The following is an 18,903-nucleotide window of genomic DNA, read 5'->3' on the forward strand; positions in this document are numbered from 1 at the left end:
CCACAGCCATAAAAAAAACCGCGCTGGTTTCCCGGCGCGGTTTTTTTATTTCAGCCAGCCGTCAGAGCTTTTCCGCTTCGGCCTCAGCTTTTTTCGCTAAGCCATCAAGCAGCTTCTGATGAATGCCGCCGAAACCGCCGTTGCTCATCACCAGAATGTGATCGCCAGGCTGTGCGGTTTTGATGATCATCTCCGCCAGCGTATCGACATCCGCGCTCCAGTGAGCAGGCTGCACACAGGCATCTGCCACTTCCGCAACCTGCCACGGAATATGCTGCGGTTGCAGCAGGAACACTTCATCGGCGCGTCCCAGCGATGGCGCCAGATCGTCTTTGCAGATGCCCATTTTCATCGTGTTGGAGCGCGGTTCCAGCACGGCGATGATTTTCGCCGTGCCGCCGACTTTACCGCGCAGCGCGGCCAGCGTGGCGAGGATCGCCGTCGGGTGATGCGCGAAATCGTCATACACCGTTACGCCGTTCGCTTCCCCGCGCAGCTCCAGACGACGGCGGGCATTGATAAACGAGCCCAGTGCACTGGCGGCATCCGCCGGTGCAACGCCAACATGGCGCGCAGCGGCAATGGCCATCAAACCGTTGTGCATGTTGTGCTCGCCCACCAGCCCCCAGTTCACCTGCCCGACACATGCGCCGTCCAGCCATACTTCCCAGCTTGAGGCATCGGTGGTCAGTTTCTTCGCCTGCCAGTGGCCCTGTTCGCCCACCAGTTCCTGCTCGCTCCAGCAGCCCATCGCCATGGTCTGCTTCAGGTTGATGTCGTTTTCTGGCCAGATGATTTTCCCCTGCCCCGGCACGATGCGTACCAGGTGGTGGAACTGCTTCTGAATCGCCTTCAGGTCATCAAAAATATCCGCATGATCGAATTCAAGGTTATTCAGAATCAGCGTGCGCGGGCAATAATGAACGAATTTGGAACGCTTGTCGAAGAACGCGCAGTCATACTCATCGGCTTCAATGACGAAGAAAGGGCTGTCGCCCAGACGCGCAGAAACCTCAAAGTTCCCCGGAACGCCACCAATGACAAAGCCCGGCTTGTAGCCACAGGCTTCGAGGATCCAGGTTGCCATCCCGGCGGTGGTAGTTTTGCCGTGCGTACCGGCAACGGCAACGACCCAGCGATCGCGCAGAACAAAGTCATGCAGCCACTGCGGGCCGGACATAAACGGAATGTTTTTCTCCAGCACCGCTTCCACGCATGGATTACCGCGCTTCATGACGTTGCCGATAATCACCAAATCCGGTGCAGGATCGAGCTGGCTTGAGTCATAACCTTCAATTAGCTCAATACCTTGCTTTTCAAGCAGCGTGCTCATCGGCGGGTAAATATTGGCGTCGGAGCCCGTCACCTGATGTCCCAGCGAACGCGCCAGCAAGGCCAGGCCGCCCATGAAAGTGCCACAAATCCCCAAAATATGAATGCGCATACGTTTTTATCCTTTCCAAAACTGGCGCACATTTTACGCATATGTTTAACGTCTGAGAAATGCATTTCAGGATAATCCCCATACTGCTGGCGCGATTCACCTGAGCACGGACTTTTGAATCTTTGTTAGTATTGTTGTATGTCCGTCGCGTTTTCGACTTCGAAAGCGCTGGCTGTTAAGGTTCAGGCTGTTTACTATCCGGAACTTGCTGTCGCCAGCAACCTGAAACCTTCAGGACAAGATCGCTTTACTCCATATACATGCAGGGAAAGTGTTATGAAAACGTTAGGTGAATTTATTGTCGAAAAGCAGCACGAGTTCTCACACGCCACCGGTGAATTAACTGCTTTGCTGTCGGCGATAAAACTGGGCGCCAAGATCATTCATCGCGATATCAATAAGGCCGGTCTGGTCGATATCCTGGGTGCAAGCGGTGCTGAAAACGTCCAGGGCGAGGAGCAACAAAAACTCGACCTGTTCGCAAACGAAAAACTGAAAGCTGCACTTCGCGCACGCGATATCGTGGCCGGTATCGCTTCTGAAGAAGAGGACGAAATTGTCGTTTTCGAAGGTTGTGAACACGCCAAATACGTGGTGCTGATGGATCCTCTTGATGGCTCATCGAACATCGACGTTAACGTCTCTGTCGGGACCATTTTCTCTATTTACCGCCGCGTTACTCCTGTCGGCACGCCGGTTACGGAAGAAGACTTCCTGCAACCGGGCAACAAACAGGTTGCTGCGGGCTACGTGGTCTACGGCTCGTCCACCATGCTGGTTTACACCACCGGCTGCGGTGTTCACGCCTTTACATACGATCCATCACTCGGCGTTTTCTGCCTGTGCCAGGAGCGTATGAAGTTCCCGGAGCGTGGCAATACCTACTCCATCAACGAAGGTAACTACATCAAATTCCCGCAGGGCGTGAAAAAGTACCTGAAGTTCTGCCAGGAAGAGGATAAAGCGACCAACCGTCCGTATACCACGCGCTATATCGGCTCGCTGGTCGCGGATTTCCACCGCAACCTGCTGAAAGGCGGCATCTACCTCTACCCAAGCACCGCAAGCCACCCGCAAGGGAAGCTGCGCCTGCTGTATGAGTGCAATCCGATGGCGTTCCTCGCTGAACAAGCGGGCGGCAAAGCGAGCGATGGGAAAGAGCGCATTCTGGATATTCAACCGGAAAGCCTGCACCAGCGCCGTCCGTTCTTCGTCGGCAATGAGCACATGGTTGATGATGTAGAACGTTTTATGCGTGAATTCCCGGACGCGTAAGCGCAGGGAAAGAGGAATAAAGCGCCACATTTGTGGCGCTTTTTTTTAGCGCACGAAAGTCCGTTTAACGCGCCCGGAGATGAGGAAATACGGCACCCAAATCGCTGCGCTTATCGCATTGCGAATCAACGCTTTCACCGTTTCGAAGACGAACGGCAGCCCGATAAGGTAGTGCGCCAGCAATAAATCAACACCGTAAAAAACCAGCCAAATCAGCAGGAAACCAATGTAAAAGCGCGGAAGCTGACGCTTTTTACGAAAGAACAGGCCGCAAACAAACAGCGTATAAGCGAACATGGCGATATAGAAAACCAGTTCGTAAATCAGCAGCGCTTTCGGCCCTGTGCCGATGACACTGTAGTGCTCCATCAACACTTTGGTGGTGGTGTTAATCGAGACAATGATCGCAATCAGCGACACCAGCAGGCCAATCGCCGGTACAAACAACCAGCCGCGGATCTTTTTAAACTCGCGCTCTTCGCACACCGCGCAGTAATCGCTGTCTTTCAGCGCTTCGTTATCACATTGAATACAAACACCCATTTCCCTTCCTTGATTATCCCTGGGTTTGCAGGCGGAATGATGCCATCGCTTGCAACAGCTCGCGCGCCTGCTCTTCCAGCGAACGGGTCGCGGCAGACGATTGTTGTACCAGCGCCGCATTCTGCTGCGCGGTTTCATCCATCTGACTGACCGCTATATTGACCTGCTCAATGCCCCGGCTCTGCTCCTGCGATGCGTTGGCGATTTCGCGCATCAGTTTGGTCATACGCAGCACTTCTTCGGCGATTTCATCCATCGTTTCACCCGCCTGCATCGCCAGATCGCTGCCTTCAGAGACCTGCGCCTGCGAGCTGCTGATAAGCTGGCGGATCTCTTTCGCCGATTCGGCGCTGCGGCTGGCAAGATTACGCACCTCCCCGGCCACCACCGCGAAACCACGCCCCTGCTCTCCCGCACGCGCCGCTTCGACCGCGGCGTTCAACGCAAGGATATTGGTCTGGAAGGCAATGGCGTCAATCACGCTGAGAATATCGGCGATGCGATCGGAACTGCTGGAGATATCGCGCATTTTTTCAATCACATAGCACACCATTTCGCTGCCGCGATCGGCGGTATCGGAAACGGTTTTAGCCAGTTTATGCGCCTGTTCGGCGTTGTCGGCGTTCAGTTTCACCGTGGCGGTGATCTGCTCCATGCTGGCAGCCGTTTGTTCAAGCGATGTCGCCGTTGATTCCGTGCGTTGCGACAGATCGACGTTGCCAGCGGCCAGTTCACGGCTGCCGGTATCGATTTGCGCGCTGGCATCGCGAACGCGGGTAACGGAGCTTATCAGCGAGTGACGCATCTCTTCGATGGCCGCGTTCAGACGGTTAAACTCTTTACTGCTCGCCTCGGCTTTAACTGCGATCAAATCGCCAGCCGCAACCTGTTCAAGCTGTTCGATCGAACGATCCAGCGGTTTCAGCAGCATATGGCGCAGCGCCAGCCAGGCCAGCACGATAATCCCGGCCACCAGCAGCGCCACCACCAGAATCAGCAACATCACAGCACGTTTGCTGCTCTGTACGGCGTCCACTTCCGCTCTGCCGCGAGCTTCGCCCCACTTCTGGAAGGCTTGCATATCGTTATCGAACTGGCGGGAGATGGGGATCAGTTTGTTTTCCAGTAAATCGTAGTAGGCATCCGCACTTTGCTGATTCAGCGCATCCTGCATCGGTTTAATGCCCTGGTTCACGTAATCGCCGTAGCTTTTCGCCACCTGGGCAAGCAGTGCGGAACCCTGCTCATCATCCACACCGGAGGCGATCACGTCACTGAGAGACTGTTCGCCCTGCGCGATTTCGCCGTTGATCTGCTTCACGGATTTCGCCGCGTCATCCAGCAGCCCCACTTCCATCATCCGCACCGCCTGGCCAGCTTCGTTACGCGCCCGCAAAATCAGCGTGTACCCCTCGCTCAGGCGCGCCATTTTTTGGCCCTGAAGTTGATTAATTCGCTCCAGCGACGAGGAGCTTTTATTGAGTGCATACACCCCGATGCCGCTGACCAGCAGCAGCAGAAGCGTCATAACAGCCAGCAAAGAAAGTAAACCAGTACGGATCGAAAGCGTTTTAAGCATGATGTGAATTCCGGTAGCAGCGATACTTTTTGGCGTAAATTAAGCCCATTTCGTCAGTTATCGACCGCTACCGGATTTACTTTAGGAGAAAGTAATTATTTCAATATGTTATTACTTTATTGCCGTTGTGTTAACGCGTGTGACAGGAGAGCTTTGACGGTTCTCCCACAGCACGGTCAGGCCACGTTGCAACGCGATAAAAATAAACAACAGGATGCCGATGGCGATTTTCGTCCACCACGAGCTGAGCGTCCCATCGAAGTTAATATAGGTCTGGATCAACCCCTGAATCGCCACGCCAAACAGCGTTCCCAGCACCGTACCCACGCCGCCGCTGAGCAGTGTCCCGCCGATGACCACCGAGGCAATGGCGTCCAGTTCCACACCTACGCCCGCCAGCGCGTAACCAGCCTGGGTATAAATCGAGAAGACAATGCCCGCCAGCGTCGCAAGGCCGGTAGAAAGCATATAGATGCGAATGGTGGTGCCGCGGGTGGAGATCCCCATCAGGTTCGCCGACGTCGCATTGCCGCCAACGGCATACACTTCATTGCCAAAACGGGTGCGGTGAGCGAGGAAAATCCCCATGACCACCACCAGCAACATTAATAATCCCATAGCGCTCAACCGCCCGCCGCCAGGGATCATCCACGCAAGGCTGGAGAGTGAATCATAGATCGGGTGATTAATCGGAATCGACTCTTCCGAAAGCAGGTAGCTGACGCCACGCAGGAAGAACATCCCCGCGAGAGTAATGATAAATGCCGGGATTTTTAACGCGTCGATCAGTAGCCCCATAAACGCGCCGAAAGCGCAGCCCATCAGTAAAATAATCGGGAAAGCGAGCAGCGGCGAAATTCCCCAGTCACCGATCGCTTTTGCCAGAAAGACACCGCTGAAGGCGATCACCGAGCCGACGGATAAATCGATACCTCCGGAGAGGATCACGAAGGTCATACCAACGGCAATGATTCCCAGAAAAGCGTTATCCGTCAGGATATTGCAAATCACACGCGTCGAGGCGAAACCGGGAAACTGCGTCAGGCAGTAGAGATAACCGAGCACAAACACGCCTAACGTTATCATCAGCGGCAAATTACGTTTTATCATGACCGCGTACTCCTTTAATCAGCGCGATAAAGCGCGGCGACTGGACAATCAGTACGCACATCACCACCACCGCTTTTACGACCTGGTTGAGTTCCGGCTGGAAACCGGAGAGCAAAATCCCGGTATTCATACCCTGAATAATCAGCGCGCCAATCACCGAGAGTACAAGGTTAAAGCGCCCGCCCATTAACGAACCACCGCCAATGACCACCGCCAGAATGGCATCCAGTTCCAGCCACAGCCCGGCGTTATTGGCATCTGCGCCGCGAATATCCGCCGCGACGATCACCCCGGCGATAGCTGCGCACACGCCACTCAATACGTAGGTCAGCATCACCACGACGCGCGTATTCACCCCGGCGTTTTTTGCCGCGCGAATATTAATCCCTGCCGCTTCAATAAACATGCCGAGCGCCGTTTTACGGGTAAACAACCAGAACAGCACCAGCGTGAGCAGCGCGATAATCACCGGCGTCGGGAACAGCAACAGCGATCCACTGCCGATCCACGCCAGTGACGGCGCGTTAAAAGTGACGATCTGCCCGGAGGTGATTAGCTGCGCCACGCCGCGCCCTGCCACCATCAGGATCAGCGTGGCAACAAAAGGCTGGATCTTGAGGATCGCCACCAGAATGCCGTTCCACAATCCGGCCAACACGCCGGTGCCCAGCGCGGCCAGCAGCACCACCGTCAGGCTGTGCCCGGAGACGGTGAGCGATGCCGCCGTTGCACCCGCAATCGCCATTACTGCGCCAACAGAAAGATCGATGCCGCCGGTAGCGATCACCAGCGTCATACCAATCGCCAGCAACGCGACGGGCGCCGCGCGGTTAAGAATGTCGATCGGGCTGCCGAACAGGCGACCATCCTGCAGCACCACCTGATAAAAATGGGGCGCGACCAGGCTGTCCACCACCAGAACCAGCACCAGCGCGATAAGCTGGGGCGTTCCGGTGGGCCAGTTAAAGCGGCGCTTCGGCTGCCCGGTTTGACCCACAGTTTGAGGCATCACACTCTACTCCTTACGCCGCAATGGCATTCATGATCGCCGGAACCGACAGCTCTGCGAGCGGGATCTCCGCCACCTGTTTGCGATCGCGCATGATAATCACGCGATCCGCATAGCCCACCAGCTCCTCCAGTTCAGAGGAGATAACCAGCAGCGCCAGACCATCGGCGCAGAGGGTTTCAATCAGACGAATGATCTCAGCGTGCGCGCCGACGTCGATACCGCGCGTCGGTTCATCGAGGATCAGAAATTGAGGCCGGGTCAGCAACCAGCGCGAGAGCAACACTTTTTGCTGGTTGCCGCCGGAGAGAAACTCAATCGGCTGCTCAGCGCTCGGCGTGCGGATCCCCAGCTGGCGGATGAAACGTTCGGCAATCGCGTTTTGCTCTTTGCGCGGAATCGGCCGCAGCCAGCCGCGCTGCGCCTGCAACGCCAGCACAATGTTTTCACGGACGGAGGCCGCCGCGATAATGCCGTCGGTTTTGCGATCTTCCGGGCAAAAACCGATCCCCAGGCACGAAGCCTGGTGCGGTGAACGGAGTGTCTGGCTTTTACCTTTGATGATCGCGCTACCGCTGTCGGCGGGTTTGATGCCAAAAATCACTTCGGCGGTTTCAGTGCGCCCGGAACCCAGCAGCCCGGCCAGGCCGACGATTTCGCCGGGGCGAACTTCCAGATCAAACGGCGCGATTACGCCTTTTTTGCCAAAGCCGCTGAACGCCGCAACCGGTTTATCGCTCAGTAGCGTACGACCGGCACGCTGAAGCGCGTTGCTGTCCAGTTCGCGGCCCAGCATCATTTTCACCAGCTCGATTTGCGGCAGCTCACGGGTTTCGCGACAGCCAACAAAACCGCCGTTACGCAGCACGGTAATACGATCGCTAACTTCATAAACCTGATCGAGAAAGTGAGTGACGAAAATCAGGCTGACACCCTGGTCGCGAAGCTGACGCATCAGCGTAAACAGCATCTCCACTTCCTGGGTATCCAGGCTGGCAGTCGGTTCATCGAGGATCAGCACTTTGGCTGACAGATCGATGGCGCGGCAGATCGCGACGATCTGTTGCATCGCCACCGAGAAACGGTTGAGCGGCTCGCGCACATCCAGCGAGAAACCGTAAGATGCCATCAGCTCGGTCGCGCGTTTTTCCATCTCTTTGCGCCGCAGCAAACCAAAACGCCGCGGTTCGCGGCCAATAAATAAGTTATCCGCCACCGACATATTCGGCAGCAGGTTCACTTCCTGGTACACGGTACCGATGCCGAGCTGCTGTGCATGGGCGGTATTTTTGGGGTTGATCTGCTGACCTTCCAGCCAGATAGCCCCTTTATCCGCATGATAAACGCCGGTCAACGCTTTAATCAGCGTTGATTTCCCGGCACCGTTTTCCCCAAGCAGCGCCATGATCTCGCCACGCCGCAGGCTGAAATCCACGTTATCGAGCGCTTTTACGCCGGGAAAGAATTTACTTAAGCCTTCGGTACGCAGGATTTCCTGGTGTGCTTCCGCGTTCATTGTCGACCCCTTAAACCGTTACCCTCTCCCCGCTGGGGAGAGGGTTTTCGCGACTCAGTAACCCATATTTTTCTTTTTCTCCAGCTCCTCTTTTGCCGTATCCGGCAGATAGAGCGTGGATTTGGTGATGGTCAGCTTCGGCGGCAGGGTGCCGTCTTTTTTGAATTTCTCTAACGCGTCGAACGCCGGGCCAGCCATGTTCGGCGTCAGTTCGACGCTGGCGTTGGCTTCGCCGTCAATCATTGCTTTATAGATATCCGGCACGCCGTCGATGGAGCCGGTCAGGATATCTTTGCCCGGTTTCAGGCCCGCTTCTTTGATCGCCTGAATCGCACCAATCACCATGTCATCGTTATGGGCGTAAACCATGCAAATGTTTTTGCCGTTGTTTTCCGCCTTGATGAAGCTCTCCATCACCTCTTTACCCTTACTGCGAGTAAAGTCGCCGGATTGCGAACGGATGATCTTAATGTTGGGGGCTGTAGAAATCGCTTCGGCAAACCCTTTCTTACGATCGATCGCCACGCTGGCACCGACGGTGCCTTGCAGTTCGACGACGTTACACGGTTTGCCAGCCACGGTTTTCACCAGCCATTCGCCAATCAGCTTGCCTTCAAGAATGTTGTTGGCGGTGACGGTGGTCATATAGAGCGATTTATCTTTAACATCGATGGAGCGATCGAGCAGGAACACCGGAATTTTGGCGTCTTTCGCTTCTTTCAGTACCGGCTCCCAGCCCGTTGCCACCACTGGTGCAATAAAGATCGCGTCCACGCCCTGAGCGATAAACGAACGTACGGCTTTGATCTGGTTTTCCTGTTTTTGCTGACCGTCGGCGATTTTCAACGTAATGCCGCGTTTGCTGGCTTCGCTTTTCGCGACGTTGGTTTCAGCGGCTCGCCAGCCGGATTCTGATCCGACCTGCGAAAATCCTACGGTTAAAGGGGCGGCCATCGCCATAGACGACATGGCTGCCGAAACTGCTGTGACAAGAAGTAAGCGCTTCCACATAAGAGCATCCTCGTAGGGTTATTGTTGGCTACAACTTCACCTGCGAGGAAAACTATAGACAAACCGCGATGTAACAGAATGCGTTACATCACAAATCGGAAAAGTGAATGAATTGTTGATTGCCAGTTGAGATCTGGCGCGCGAAATGACGCACTCTTATGTACCCTAAATCCGCTCTTGATCTTACGGAAATTTAACTGTTGCAATGAGGTGAAAAATTACGCTGTAATCGCTTCCACAAAATTATTCAGTATGCTGCTATTGTTATGGATAAAACGGTCATAAAAAGGGAATGCGAAACGCTCTGAAAATGTGTGCGTAAGTTAAAACAGGCCAAGACATTCACCGCCAGTTGGCTATAATACCCGGCACTTGTTTGCCACACATTTTAAAGGAAACAAACATGAGCTTATTGAACGTCCCGGCGGGTAAAGATCTGCCAGAAGATATCTACGTGGTTATCGAAATCCCGGCCAACGCTGACCCGATCAAATACGAAGTTGACAAAGAAAGCGGCGCGCTGTTCGTTGACCGTTTCATGTCCACCGCGATGTTCTATCCGTGCAACTACGGTTACATCAACCACACCCTCTCCCTGGATGGTGACCCGGTTGACGTGCTGGTGCCGACGCCGTACCCGCTGGAGCCAGGCTCTGTGATCCGCTGCCGTCCGGTTGGCGTACTGAAAATGACCGACGAATCCGGCGAAGATGCGAAACTGGTTGCTGTTCCGCACACCAAACTGAGCAAAGAGTACGATCACATTAAAGATGTGAACGACCTGCCGGAACTGCTGAAAGCGCAGATCACCCACTTCTTCGAGCACTACAAAGATCTCGAAAAAGGCAAATGGGTGAAAGTGGACGGCTGGGACAACGCTGAAGCCGCGAAAGCGGAAATCGTTGCTTCCTTCGAACGCGCTGCCAAAAAATAATACGGTTTAATAAAAAAAGCCCCGGTACGCATTATGCGCCCGGGGCTTTTTTTATGGCTGCGCATCGATGAAATGCCTTATCCGACCTGCACAGTGCAACGATCTGTATTAAGCGTTGGTCGGGTGCCAGCAGACGAAAAATTCCTGTGGCCCACAAAAAGAAAAACCGCGCCCTGTGGCGCGGCTCTCTATGACTGATTACTTCTGGTACAGTTCCCTGTCAAGCCAGTTACCGCTTTCAATCAAGGTTCTTCCCTCAACCGAACGCTGGTACACATACATCCAGGCGCTGCCATAAGGCGTCTGGATCAGTTGACGTTTGTATTCGCCCCCTGCGGTACGTAAAGCATCCAGCTCGCCGAGCGTTGCCGCATCGATGCGATAAACTTCGCCCTTCACGTTTCCTTCGCCCGGAACAGCCCCCGGGTAATGCCCCAGACTATACAGCTGATGATTTTCGACGCAAAAGTCCCCCAGCCACTGAGCGTTGGTCATCCAGTGGCTGTTGCCCTGCTTGCGTCGTAAACTGCCGTAGACAAATATTCGCATTGCTAAAACTCAAACTGATAGAGCAAATCTAGTGCCTGATCTACGCCAGACACCGCTTCAAGATACAGCTTAGGCATCAGGCGATAACGTAACGTGAGAGTCGCCAGTGAGTCAAAAATTCCTACACCATATTTGACCTGTAGACCCGGCAGAACATAGCCGCTGACCACCACCTGGGAGGAGTCGCCTACCCCCTGAGTATCCAGCGCCAGATTGCTGACGCCAAATGTCTCGCCGATTTTACCCACAACCTGACCACTTTGTGCAACCCCTAAGCCAATCAGCATAGAAGTCATTGCCGCGCTGTCGCTCTGCTCGCTATCCAGACCCTGCCCGCGCAGCAGATAAGAGAGCGCCTCCTGCTGCGACATCGCCGGATCGGAGAAGATCTCGGCTTTTGGTTCATCGGCCGTACCGGTGACGCGAACCCCGGCGATAACATCGTTTTCGGTTGAGTCCGGATTACGGATCGCCTCAATGTTCAGCAACGGTTGATCCGGCGGACCGGAAAACAGCAGTTCGCCTTTGCGCACAATCAGATCCTGGCCATACGCATGGAAACGCCCTTCAGGGATATTAATTTGCCCGTTCAGCCCCAGACCTTGCTTATCCTGCGCCACTTTCAGGTCGCCGGTCAGCCGCGCTTTCAGACCGAAAGCATCCAGCCGCACGTTATTGCCGACGTGGACAGTCAGATTGCTGTTGATCGGAATCGACGCGCTCTTTGGCTGCTCCGGTTGCAGATCGTTGTTGAGCATCACCTCATCGCTGGAGACGCCCACAGCGCTTTCCGGCAGATCGTGCACCACAATGCGCGCCCACGGCACATCGACATTTCCGTCGAGCGTAAACAGGCTTGGCGTGGCTTCAAATACCACATCCGGCGAGACATCCAGCCGCACCATCGGCGGCACAGTAATGCGTACTTTACTGCCTTTCGCCGCCACGCGCGCGCGCCAGTTATCCAGTTGCCGCCAGTCAGCATCCCCACTGAGGTTGATCTGCCCCTGCCCGGTACGCACCACGCCCTGCAACGTCGAACTCATGCCGTTGAAATTGATCGCCAACTGGCTGGGCTGCATGTCAAATGGCATAAAATTGCCCTCCACATCCAGCCCATTCAGCCCCAGTTGCCCGAACAATTGCGGGCTTTGTGCATTCCCCGCCAGCCGCAGGTTGGCATTCAGCGTCCCTGCCGCTTTCTCGCCGCGGCTAAAGATGGCGTTGGCCATCGCCAGCGAGAAGTTACGGATATTCACATTGCCGCCCAGATTACGTCGGCCCTGCGGATCGGTAATCTGTAGCTGACCATCAAACTGACCGTTGTTCGTCAGGCGAATCAACCAGCCGAGATCGGCACGATTGTTACGGAGCTGCGCATTCAGGTTCAGGGTATCGAACGCCACCGGCAGCGGTGCGCCATTCACCTCCTGGGTGACCTTCACGCCGCGCCCGGAAAGCGTCACCTCGCCCTGCGGCAGGCCCGCTTTGGTGGTGTCCCAACTCACATCCGCCTTACCGCTGAATACGCCGCTCGCTTGTGTGGTATCCGGCATAAACGGTTTCAGCATCGCCAGATCGAAGCGGTTCAGATTCACTACCGCCCGCCCTTCCGCACCTGCATCAATGGTCTGCGGCACGCACAGTTCGGCGTTGGGGTTCAGCCAACAGTGCGGGCCGATAGCGATTTTCTGTTCCAGATTACGGTAATCAAGGGTGATTGGCCGGTTGATCGACCATGGACCAACTGGCGTGGTAAAGCGGGTATCGCTCAGCGTCCCTTTCCAGCGCTGCTGCTGGCGATCGAAGCTTCCGGCCAGATTCAACTGCCCGGAGACCGGCTCGCCCTGCACGCGCAACTGCAACTTGTGCTGCTTTTCGTTGCCGTCGGCATTCAGCGTCACCAGGCTGAGGTTCACGCCCGGTTGGGCGATACGCTCAATGCGCGCGTTGAGTTTCCCGGCGATCTGATCGCTGGACGTAACATCTCCTTCAACGCGAACGCGGGCGACAGACAGCTCCTGCCAGCGCAGCGCATTGGCAGTAATGTCCACCAGCGCTTGCGGCGCATCGACCGTACCGCGCACTTTCACCACGCCTTTCGCCGTTCCACCGAGGCCCGGCAACGCATTATTCAGACCCGGCGCATCAATGTTAGCGTCGAGGTTCAAATCCTTAACCCCCAGCTCGCCTTTGATATCGGCGCTGTTTTTCCCCAGCGCCAGATGCAGGCCTGGGATCGTCCACTGCAAATAGCTGTTGCCCTTCAGTTGCCCGTCAACGCTCACTTTGTTTTGCTTCACGTTGCCGCTGAGCTTCAGCTCCGGCACATCCATCTGCCAGCTCCCGCCGTACAGGCTGCCACGGGTTTTGATCAGGCCGTTCAGTTTTGACGGCCACTCGGGGAAGGCTTTTGCCGTATCAATACCGTTAAGCGTCAGTTCGCCGCGCCAGCTGATCGCCTGCTGCCAGTCGAGCAGCGCTTTCAGCTCGGTTTTCCCCTCCAGCGCGGCGACGGTCAACTTATCAAGGCTGATCTGCTGCGCGTTACCTTTACCGTCCAGCGTGATGGTTGCCGGGGGAATATCCTGTCCTTTCACCGCCGTACGGAACGACAGTGCGTAATCGGTCATTTTGCCGGAAAAGGTCAGTCTGGTATCGTCCGCCTGGAACTGTTTTGTCCCGGTAAACGGCCAGTAAAGTTGCTGGCTCGTCAACTCAAGGTTGAGCGGCAATCCCGCTTCGGCAAGCTGCGTTTGCGCCCGTAAAACCATATCAACCGGGCCGGAGAGATTCACGCCAACCTCAAGCTGCTTACGCATTTCGCCGCCGACTTTCAGCTTCACCTTCTCACCCTTCAGCGGATCGATATTCAGCGTGCTGTTGAGGGTGATATCCACCGGCCAGTTATCATGCAGTTGCGCGCTGCCGGTGGCGTTGACCGTACCCTGGCTGGAGTCGATATCCAGCGCATCAAGCTTCATCTGTCCGTCGATGCTGCTGACTTTCAACAGCAGGCTACTGACCAGAAGATCGGTGTCGCCGGTCAGACGCAACTGTTCGCCGCGGAACTCCTCAATATTGAGGTTCAACGGCAGGTGCACATCGGTCATTTCCGGCAGCAGCGGTTTGTCAAACAGCGCTTTCAGCGTTTCGCCCAGCGGTTTTTCCTGCGGCTGCGGGTTCTGGATCTTCGGCTCCACCACCTCTTTTTGCGCGACATCGGCCACTTTCGGCAGCGCAATTAGCAACCCTTTCAGCGAGGTCGGCGTTAGCGTCAGGTTCTTTTCTTGCCAGTTCAGCCCGGTGCTGAAATCCATCACCGATACCGTGGTGTCATCGATTTTGATGTTTACATTGTTCAGCGCCACCCGGCTTAAGGTAATCGGATAGGGCGTGGAGAGATTCAGCGGCCCGCTCTCCTCTTCCTTTACGGGCGCGCTCTGCGGCATCTGTTTGCTGTCGATGGCGACGTTAATCTCTTTCAGCGACAGATCGTTGACGCACAGGCTGCTGTTACGCAGGCAACCCAGTTTGACCGCAAGGTGGATCTCCCCGGCCTTAACTGCCACGCCAGGCTGCGTGTAGCGCAGGTTTTTCAGCGTCAGATCGCGCCAGCCGCCGGTAACCTGGCCGATTTCCAGCCCCGGCACCCAGCGGTTCGCTGCGTTAAACAGCAGATGCAGCCCGCTGGTAGTACCCACCAGAAAGGCTACGGTTGCCAGCAGCAGCAGGATAAACACCAGTACGCCGAGGCTGATTTTCTTCCATAAACTCATAATTCTGGCCCCAGACCGATGTAAAACTGTAATCCGTGTTCATCTTTGTCGCCGACCGGCACGGCGAAATCGAGCTTGATAGGCCCGACTGGCGATTCCCAGCGCACGCCAACACCGGTCCCGGTTTTAAAATCGCTGCGCCGGATGTCGCTGACCGCTTCGCCGCTGTCAACGAATACGGCGCCCCACCATTTCCCGGTCACGTTGTACTGGTACTCCAGCGAACCGGTCGCCAGCTTGGATGCCCCGATCAGCTTGCCGTCATCATCTCTCGGCGCGATGGATTTGTATTTGTAACCGCGAATACTGCGATCGCCCCCGGCGAAGAAGCGCAGATCCGGCGGTACGCGGTTGAAATCACCGGTTTCGATCCAGCCGAGATTGCCGCGCGCCACAAAGCGGTGGCGATCGTAAAGCGTGCGGATCCAGACGTTTTGCGCCTGCAACACGAGGAAATCGACATCCGATCCCCAGGCGGTGTTGGAGTAATCGACCGAGTAGCGTTGCGAGTCGCCCCAGGTCGGCATCAGGCCGCCGCGCGAGCGGGTCCGGCTGATCATCACGCCGGGATAGAGCAGCATGGTGGTGTTGGTGACGCTGGCCTGCGTAAAGTGGTCGAGGCTCCAGCGCAGGTTAATCGCCCGCTGCCAGCCGCTGGAGAGATCCCAATAGCGCGACAGCGCAAGCGTGGTGGAATCCGCTTCAGTATCATTCAGATCGGTACGTTTAAAGCCGCCCTGCACCAGATAATATTGTTCCAGCGGGTTTTTCAGCAGCGGCATTTTATAGCTGAAATCAAGTTGCTGTTCAGGCGCTGAGACGCTCATGCTGGTGGTCAGGCTGTGACCGTAAGAGTTCATCCACGGCTTTTTCCACGTCGCTTTAACCCGCGGCCCTACATCGGTAGAGTAACCAACCCCCGTTTCGATGGTGTTTTCCGTACGTGGTGACACCACGCCTTTCAGCGGCAGCACTTTGGTCTTACGCGCTTTATCAAATTCCGGAGCAACCACAACAGAGTTAAACCAGCCGGTGGCGGACAAACGACGGTTCAGCTCCGCCAGATCCTGGGTCTGGTAGTAATCCCCTTCATGAAACGGGACGAGGTTTTGCAGATATTCATCGCGAATTTGCGAACCTTCAAAGGTCACCGCGCCAAAGCGGTAACGCTGGCCGCTGTCGTAGTCGATATCCCAGAAGGCCTGGTGGCGATCGAGCGCGACGCCAAGCTGGCTTTTAATGAACTGGCTGTCAAAGTAGCCTTTGCGCAGCGCCACACTGGTGAGGGATTTTTTGAAATTGTCGTAATCGTTATGGTGCAGCACAGTGCCAATAGCGGGACGCTTTTTGAGCAGCGCCAGGTAATCGCGGTCGTCACGTGCGCCGCCGCGCAGGATCACATTGGTGCCGCCAATCAACACCGGTTCGCCCGCAGAGACGCGGGCAATCAATACCTGGCGCCCTTTTGCCGGCGGCGGCCGCAGTTCGAAATCGATGGTAGGTTCGTAGTAGCCTAAGGCTTTCAACCCTTCGCGGATAGCATCATCAACACGTGCCTGAAAACGCCGATCCGGCGTCACTTCATCACTCTGGATAGTGGACAACTGAGCGCGCACGTTTTTTTGCAGTTCGCCCGTTAATCCCTCCAGTTGTAATCGTACATTCGCGGCAAAAGCCGTTTCACTCGCCAGCAACAAACCGGTAAAACATAAAAGACGGATCTTTGGCACGTTCTCTCCTGAATATCCTTGTTCCCACCTCTGGAAGGAAACGTAAGCGCAACTCCGCGCTGAGCCTGGTAGGCTTTTATGCAGAACACAGGCTGATAAAAACCCGCTAATGCAGGTTGAAAAACGGACGGCTAGCCCAAAATTTCTTATGTTTAAATCTAGCCTGATTTGTGATGTTTATTGTGTTAAAACACACGCCGCAACACAACCCTAACCGCAATTACTCTCGCCGGGAGGTATCACCGTGAGCTTTTTCAATAAAAAAGACCTTGTTTCTCAGTCAGATGCATTGCCCGGACGCAATACACCCATGCCAGTCGCCAGTTTACACGCTGTTAACGAGCATTCAATGAGCCATGTTCCGGAAGGTATGGAGATTGCGCTGTTTGCTATGGGCTGTTTCTGGGGCGTAGAGCGCCTGTTCTGGCAGTTACCGGGCGTCTACAGCACCGCTGCGGGTTACACCGGCGGCTATACGCCAAACCCGACCTACCGTGAAGTGTGCACCGGACAGACCGGCCATGCCGAAGCTGTGCGCGTGGTATACGACCCGAAAGTGGTGAGCTACGAGCAGCTGTTGCAGATGTTCTGGGAAAACCACGATCCGGCACAGGGAATGCGTCAGGGTAACGATCTTGGCACCCAGTACCGCTCCGCGATCTACCCGCTGACGCCAGAGCAAAACGCCGCAGCGCGCGCCAGCCTTGAACGCTTCCAGGCGGCCATGCGCAGCGCCGGAGATGCGCGAACCGTCACCACGGAGATCAAATCCGCAACGCCGTTCTACTACGCGGAAGATGAGCACCAACAGTATCTGTATAAAAACCCGCATGGATACTGCGGTATCGGTGGGATTGGGGTTTGTTTACCGCCGCAGCTTAACCCGTAAAACCATAAGGAAATTCTCAGGCAATTCGGCGAAAATTAAGCCTCTGGCAGCTTGCGACAGGCTTACGCTATACTACCCCTCGAAATTGCCGGCTCACCGCTTCGGGCCGGCTTTCATTGTGTTTACCACATGGATATTCAAAACCCCTTCCGAGGATCCGGTTAACAGCTGGATAAATTATGTTAAACAGCATCTTAGTCATACTCTGTCTGATCGCGGTAAGTGCGTTTTTCTCGTTGTCAGAGATTTCACTCGCCGCATCGCGAAAAATTAAGCTCAAACTGCTTGCCGATGAAGGCAACATCAACGCGCAACGCATTCTGAAAATGCAGGAAACGCCCGGCACCTTCTTTACGGTGGTGCAAATTGGCCTTAACGCCGTCGCCATTCTTGGCGGTATCGTCGGCGATGCGGCCTTCTCGCCCGTTTTTCACAGCATGTTGATCAACGTGGTTTCCCCGGAGCTGGCCGAACAGCTCAGCTTTATTATCTCCTTCTCGCTGGTGACCGGGCTGTTTATCCTGTTCGCCGACCTGACACCGAAACGCATCGGTATGATTGCGCCCGAAGCCGTGGCTTTGCGTATCATCAACCCGATGCGCTTCTGCTTGTTCGTTTTCCGCCCGCTGGTCTGGTTCTTCAACGGCCTGGCCAACGTCATCTTCCGCATTTTCAAACTGCCGATGGCGCGCAAAGACGACATCACCTCCGACGATATTTATGCCGTTGTGGAAGCCGGTGCTTTAGCCGGGGTGCTGCGTAAACAGGAACATGAACTGATTGAGAACGTGTTTGAGCTGGAGTCACGCACCGTGCCGTCGTCAATGACTTCACGCGAGAACGTGATTTGGTTCGATCTGCATGAAGATGAGCAGAGCCTGAAAAACAAAGTCTCCGAACATCCGCATTCTAAATTTCTGGTCTGTAATGGTGATATCGACCATATTGTCGGCTATGTCGATTCCAAAGATTTGCTCAACCGCGTGCTGGCGAATCAAAGCATGGCGCTCAACAGCGGCGTGCAGATCCGCAACACGCTGATCGTGCCGGACACCTTAACCCTGTCGGAAGCGCTGGAAAGTTTCAAAACCGCCGGTGAGGACTTCGCGGTGATCATGAACGAATACGCGCTGGTGGTCGGGGTTATCACCCTTAATGACGTGATGACCACGCTGATGGGCGATCTGATCGGCCAGGGGCTGGAAGAGATGATTGTCGCCCGTGATGAAAACTCATGGCTGATAGATGGCGGCACGCCGATTGATGACGTGATGCGCGTGCTGGATATCGATGAATTCCCGCAGTCCGGCAACTATGAAACCATCGGCGGTTTTATGATGTTTATGCTGCGTAAGATCCCGAAGCGCACCGATGCGGTGAAATTCTCCGGCTACAAGTTTGAGGTGGTGGATATCGATAACTATCGCATCGATCAGCTGCTGGTTACCCGTATCGACACTCGCGCGGCGGTGCTGACACCGAAGCTACCCGACGCGGAAGATAAAGGCGCGGCGTAATCGCCTGCAGAAATATCA

14 protein-coding genes are annotated in these 18,903 nt (G+C 55.3%); 4 read left to right on the forward strand and 10 right to left on the reverse strand.

Features of this window, described 5'->3' with window-relative positions; translation table 11 throughout:
- Positions 1-61: 61 nt before the first annotated feature.
- The gene (gene mpl / locus DK872_RS18180) at positions 62-1,444 is read right to left on the reverse strand and encodes a UDP-N-acetylmuramate:L-alanyl-gamma-D-glutamyl-meso-diaminopimelate ligase (RefSeq protein WP_161518684.1); all 1,383 of its coding nucleotides are present in this window, start codon (positions 1,442-1,444) and stop codon (positions 62-64) included.
- A 276-nt stretch (positions 1,445-1,720) separates the two neighbouring features.
- Here mpl and fbp point away from each other — a divergent pair, with 276 nt between their 5' ends.
- A complete protein-coding gene (gene fbp / locus DK872_RS18185) occupies positions 1,721-2,719 on the forward strand; it encodes a class 1 fructose-bisphosphatase (protein ID WP_007372797.1) in 999 nt (332 codons plus the stop codon).
- A 45-nt stretch (positions 2,720-2,764) separates the two neighbouring features.
- Here the strand turns inward: fbp and DK872_RS18190 are convergent, their stop codons facing one another.
- The 6 genes from DK872_RS18190 to ytfQ form a co-directional block, all read right to left on the reverse strand.
- Complete coding sequence (locus DK872_RS18190) at positions 2,765-3,262, reverse strand: DUF2569 domain-containing protein (protein ID WP_007372796.1); 498 nt, start codon at positions 3,260-3,262, stop codon at positions 2,765-2,767.
- Positions 3,263-3,275: 13 nt separating this feature from the next.
- A complete protein-coding gene (locus tag DK872_RS18195) occupies positions 3,276-4,841 on the reverse strand; it encodes a methyl-accepting chemotaxis protein (RefSeq protein WP_007372795.1) in 1,566 nt (521 codons plus the stop codon).
- 111 nt (positions 4,842-4,952) lie between these two features.
- Positions 4,953-5,951, reverse strand: coding sequence for a galactofuranose ABC transporter, permease protein YjfF (gene yjfF / locus DK872_RS18200; RefSeq protein ID WP_007372794.1), 999 nt, complete (start codon positions 5,949-5,951; stop codon positions 4,953-4,955).
- The gene (gene ytfT / locus DK872_RS18205) at positions 5,938-6,960 is read right to left on the reverse strand and encodes a galactofuranose ABC transporter, ATP-binding protein YtfT (RefSeq protein WP_007372793.1); all 1,023 of its coding nucleotides are present in this window, start codon (positions 6,958-6,960) and stop codon (positions 5,938-5,940) included. Before ytfT ends, yjfF begins: the two co-directional genes overlap by 14 nt.
- Positions 6,961-6,973: 13 nt before the next feature.
- Entirely contained in the window at positions 6,974-8,476 is a 1,503-nt protein-coding gene (gene ytfR, locus DK872_RS18210; protein WP_007372792.1) for a galactofuranose ABC transporter, ATP-binding protein YtfR, read from the reverse strand.
- Positions 8,477-8,530: 54 nt separating this feature from the next.
- Positions 8,531-9,487, reverse strand: coding sequence for a galactofuranose ABC transporter substrate-binding protein YtfQ (gene ytfQ / locus DK872_RS18215; protein WP_035887016.1), 957 nt, complete (start codon positions 9,485-9,487; stop codon positions 8,531-8,533).
- Between the two features lie 403 nt (positions 9,488-9,890).
- Between ytfQ and ppa the strand changes: the two genes are divergently transcribed.
- The gene (gene ppa / locus DK872_RS18220) at positions 9,891-10,421 is read left to right on the forward strand and encodes an inorganic diphosphatase (RefSeq protein WP_023478348.1); all 531 of its coding nucleotides are present in this window, start codon (positions 9,891-9,893) and stop codon (positions 10,419-10,421) included.
- Between the two features lie 198 nt (positions 10,422-10,619).
- Here ppa and DK872_RS18225 read toward each other — a convergent pair whose 3' ends face one another.
- Genes DK872_RS18225 through tamA form a run of 3 tightly spaced genes read right to left on the reverse strand, consistent with a single transcriptional unit; the run spans position 10,620 to position 16,479 of the window.
- Positions 10,620-10,970 (reverse strand): gamma-glutamylcyclotransferase, encoded by a 351-nt coding sequence (locus tag DK872_RS18225; RefSeq protein ID WP_035943051.1) that lies wholly within the window; start codon positions 10,968-10,970, stop codon positions 10,620-10,622.
- 2 nt (positions 10,971-10,972) lie between these two features.
- Positions 10,973-14,749, reverse strand: coding sequence for an autotransporter assembly complex protein TamB (tamB, locus tag DK872_RS18230; RefSeq protein WP_007372788.1), 3,777 nt, complete (start codon positions 14,747-14,749; stop codon positions 10,973-10,975).
- Positions 14,746-16,479 carry an autotransporter assembly complex protein TamA gene (gene tamA, locus DK872_RS18235; protein WP_007372787.1) on the reverse strand — a complete coding sequence of 578 codons (1,734 nt, stop codon included), beginning with the start codon at positions 16,477-16,479 and terminating at the stop codon, positions 14,746-14,748. The genes tamB and tamA overlap by 4 nt, the downstream gene beginning before the upstream one ends.
- Before the next feature lie 244 nt (positions 16,480-16,723).
- On the opposite strand from tamA, the gene msrA reads away from it, so the two are divergent.
- Positions 16,724-17,368 carry a peptide-methionine (S)-S-oxide reductase MsrA gene (msrA, locus tag DK872_RS18240; RefSeq protein ID WP_007372786.1) on the forward strand — a complete coding sequence of 215 codons (645 nt, stop codon included), beginning with the start codon at positions 16,724-16,726 and terminating at the stop codon, positions 17,366-17,368.
- Positions 17,369-17,547: 179 nt separating this feature from the next.
- Complete coding sequence (locus DK872_RS18245; protein WP_007372785.1) at positions 17,548-18,885, forward strand: hemolysin family protein; 1,338 nt, start codon at positions 17,548-17,550, stop codon at positions 18,883-18,885.
- Positions 18,886-18,903: the final 18 nt, after the last annotated feature.

This window comes from Kosakonia sp. MH5, from assembly GCF_009935945.1.
Lineage (GTDB): Bacteria > Pseudomonadota > Gammaproteobacteria > Enterobacterales > Enterobacteriaceae > Kosakonia > Kosakonia radicincitans.